The 3,299-nt window shown below is 74.9% G+C and carries 2 protein-coding genes; both read left to right on the top strand.

Annotated features, from left to right (window positions below; all coding sequences use genetic code 11):
• On the top strand, positions 1-3,007 hold a 3,007-nt coding region (gene dnaE, locus IE312_RS33020; protein WP_229900721.1), incomplete at its 5' end, for a DNA polymerase III subunit alpha.
• Positions 3,004-3,299: Y-family DNA polymerase (locus IE312_RS42955; RefSeq protein WP_440862378.1), on the top strand; the 296-nt coding region annotated here is incomplete at its 3' end. The genes dnaE and IE312_RS42955, both read left to right, overlap by 4 nt.

Here is a 3,299-nt window from a genome sequence, read left to right as displayed (position 1 = left end):
GGCCGTCTGGCACGGGCGCACGGGTACGGGGGCCGGTTCCCTGCGGCTGGCGGCCCGTACCGTCGGGTTCGCCGCCGAACAGGGGGTGCGGCCGGTGCTCAGCAACGCCGTCCGGTACGCCGATCCCGGGCAGGGACCGGTCGCCGACGTGCTGGACGCCGCACGGCGCCTGGTGCCGGTCGACCCCCGGGGGGAGCTGGACTCCGGCGAGGCCTGGCTGAAGGACGGGCCGGCCATGCTGCACGTGGCCGAGCGGGTCGTGGAGGCCGCCGGGTACCGGCGCGACACCGCCCTGCGACTGCTGGAGCAGACCCGGGCCACGGCCGCCGAGTGCCGGGTCGATCCCGAGGACGACCTGGGGATGGGGAGCGTCCACTTCCCCGAGGCGCACCTCGTCGGCGCCGGCCGGCGCACCGCGCAGCGCACGCTCGCCTCACGGGCGGCGGAGGGCATGCTGCGGCTCGGCTACGGCGGACGGCGCGCGTACTGGGAGCGGATGCACCACGAGCTGGACATCATCGCCCACCACGGCTTCGCCTCCTACTTCCTGACGGTCGCCCAGGTCGTCGACGACGTGCGCGGGATGGGGATCCGGGTGGCCGCCCGCGGTTCCGGGGCCGGGTCGCTCGTCAACCACCTGCTGGGGATCGCGCACGCCGATCCGGTCGAGCACGGGCTGCTGATGGAGCGCTTCCTGTCCAAGGAGCGCGTGGTGCTGCCCGACATCGACATCGACGTGGAGTCCGCGCGGCGGCTGGAGGTCTACCGGGCGATCATCGGCCGGTTCGGTGCCGAGCGGGTGGCGACCGTGTCCATGCCGGAGACCTACCGGGTGCGGCACGCGATCCGGGACGTGGGGGCCGCGCTGTCCATGGACCCGGCCGAGATCGACCGGATCGCCAAGTCCTTCCCGCACATCCGGGCGCGCGACGCCCGTGCCGCGCTGGCCGAGCTGCCCGAGCTGAAGCGGCTGGCGGGGGAGACGCGGCGGGAGGGCGCGAAGTACGGCAGGCTGTGGGAACTGGTGGAGGCCCTGGACGCCCTGCCGCGCGGGACCGCCATGCACCCGTGCGGGGTGCTGCTGTCGGACGCCTCCCTGCTCGCCCGTACGCCGGTGGTGCCGACCAGCGGCGAGGGGCTGCCCATGTCGCAGTTCGACAAGGAGGACGTGGAGGACCTCGGCCTGCTCAAGCTGGACGTGCTGGGCGTGCGGATGCAGTCGGCGATGGCGCACGCGGTCGCCGAGGTGGAGCGGGTGACCGGGGAGCGGATCGACCTGGACGGGGTGGAGCAGGGCGACCCGGAGACGTACCGGCTGATCCGGTCCGCCGAGACGCTGGGCTGCTTCCAGATCGAGTCGCCGGGGCAGCGGGACCTGGTGGGACGGCTCCAGCCGAGCACCTTCCACGACCTGGTGGTCGACATCTCGCTGTTCCGGCCCGGTCCGGTCGCCGCCGACATGGTGCGGCCGTTCATCGAGGCGCGGCACGGGCGGGCGCCGGCGCGCTACCCGCACCCGGACCTGGAGGAGACGCTGAAGGGGACGTACGGGGTCGTCGTCTTCCACGAGCAGGTCATCGACATCGTCGCCCTCATGACCGGCTGCGGCCGGGGCGAGGCCGACCGGGTGCGGCGCGGGCTGTCCGAGCCCCAGGCGCAGGGGCGGATCCGGGTGTGGTTCGCCCAGCAGGCGGCGGCCAGGGGGTACGACGCGGAGACGATCCGGCGGACCTGGGAGATCGTGGAGGCCTTCGGGTCGTACGGCTTCTGCAAGGCGCACGCCGTCGCCTTCGCCGTACCCACCTACCAGTCCGCGTGGCTGAAGGCGCACCACCCGGCCGCGTTCTACGCCGGGCTGCTCACGCACGACCCCGGCATGTACCCCAAGCGGCTGCTGCTGGCGGACGCCCGGCGGCGCGGGGTGCCGATCCTGCCGCTGGATGTGAACCTCTCCGGGGCCGCACACAGGATCGAACTGGTGTCTGAATCACCGGAGACGTGGGGGCTGCGGCTCGCCCTCCGCGACGTCCACGGCATCAGCGAGGCCGAGGCGGAGCGGATCGCGGACGGCCAGCCCTACGCCTCGCTGCTGGACTTCTGGGAACGGGCCCGGCCCAGCAGGCCGCTGGCCGGACGGCTCGCCCAGGTGGGCGCGCTGGACGCCTTCGGCGCCAACCGGCGCGACCTGCAACTGCACCTGACTGAGCTGCACCGCGGCGCCCGGGGCGCCGGCGGCGGCCAGCTCCCGCTGGCGGGCGGGCGGAAGACCGCCCCGGCCGGGCTGCCCGACCTGTCCTCCGCGGAGCGGCTCAGCGCCGAGCTGGGGGTGCTGTCCATGGACGCCTCGCGCAATCTGATGGACGACCACCGCGCCTTCCTGGACGAACTGGGCGTGGTCTCCGCGCGCCGGCTGCGCGAGGCCCGGCACGGGGAGACCGTGCTGGTCGCGGGCGCCAAGGCGGCCACCCAGACCCCGCCGATCCGCTCCGGCAGGCGGGTGGTCTTCTCCACCCTGGACGACGGCACGGGCCTGGTGGACCTCGCGTTCTTCGACGACTCGCACGAGGCCTGCGCCCACACCGTCTTCCACTCCTGGCTGTTGCTGGTGCGCGGAGTGGTGCAGCGGCGCGGCCCGCGCAGCCTGAGCGTGGTCGGCTCCGCCGCCTGGAACCTCGCCGAACTGGTGGAGGTGCGGCAGGCGGAGGGGCTCGAAGGGGTCGCGGCCCGGCTGGCCGGACCGACCGGACCGGGCGGCCCGGATCGACCGGACGGCTCACCGGCCGGGGACGACGGCGGTCCGCTGCGGGCCCGGCTCGCCGGTTCCGAGGGGCTGCCCGCGCCGGCCGGCTCCGCGGCCGCCGACCCGATGGCGGACCGGACGATCCGCATGCCCACGGGGTACGAGATGCACCCCTGGGCCGACCTGCGGCCCGCCGGCCAGGACGCCGCGCAGGGGCCGGCTGCGATACGGAAGTTGTGGCACCAGAGCCCGGGGAGTGCGGGATGACCATTCTCTGCGTCCGTTTCCGGCTGCCGCCGATGTACGAGGCGGCCCTGCCGGGCCTGCTCGGTCTGCTGGAGGAGTTCACCCCGGTGGTCGAGGCGCTGCCGCCGGACGGGGCGCTGGCCGATCTGCGGGGCGCCGAGCGGTACTTCGGGCGCAGTGCCGTGGAGCTGGCCTCGGTGATCCGGGTACGGGCCCTCGCGCGGTACGGCGTCGACTGCGTGATCGGTGCCGGCCCGGGGCCGATGCTGGCCCGCGTGGCGCTGCGCGACGCCCGGCCCGGGGTGACCTGCGC

Origin of the sequence: Streptomyces capoamus, from assembly GCF_014654935.1 — a bacterium.
Lineage (GTDB): Bacteria > Actinomycetota > Actinomycetes > Streptomycetales > Streptomycetaceae > Streptomyces > Streptomyces capoamus.
The sequence above is the reverse complement of the archived record's forward strand: the minus strand, read 5'-3'. Positions and strand labels throughout refer to the sequence as shown.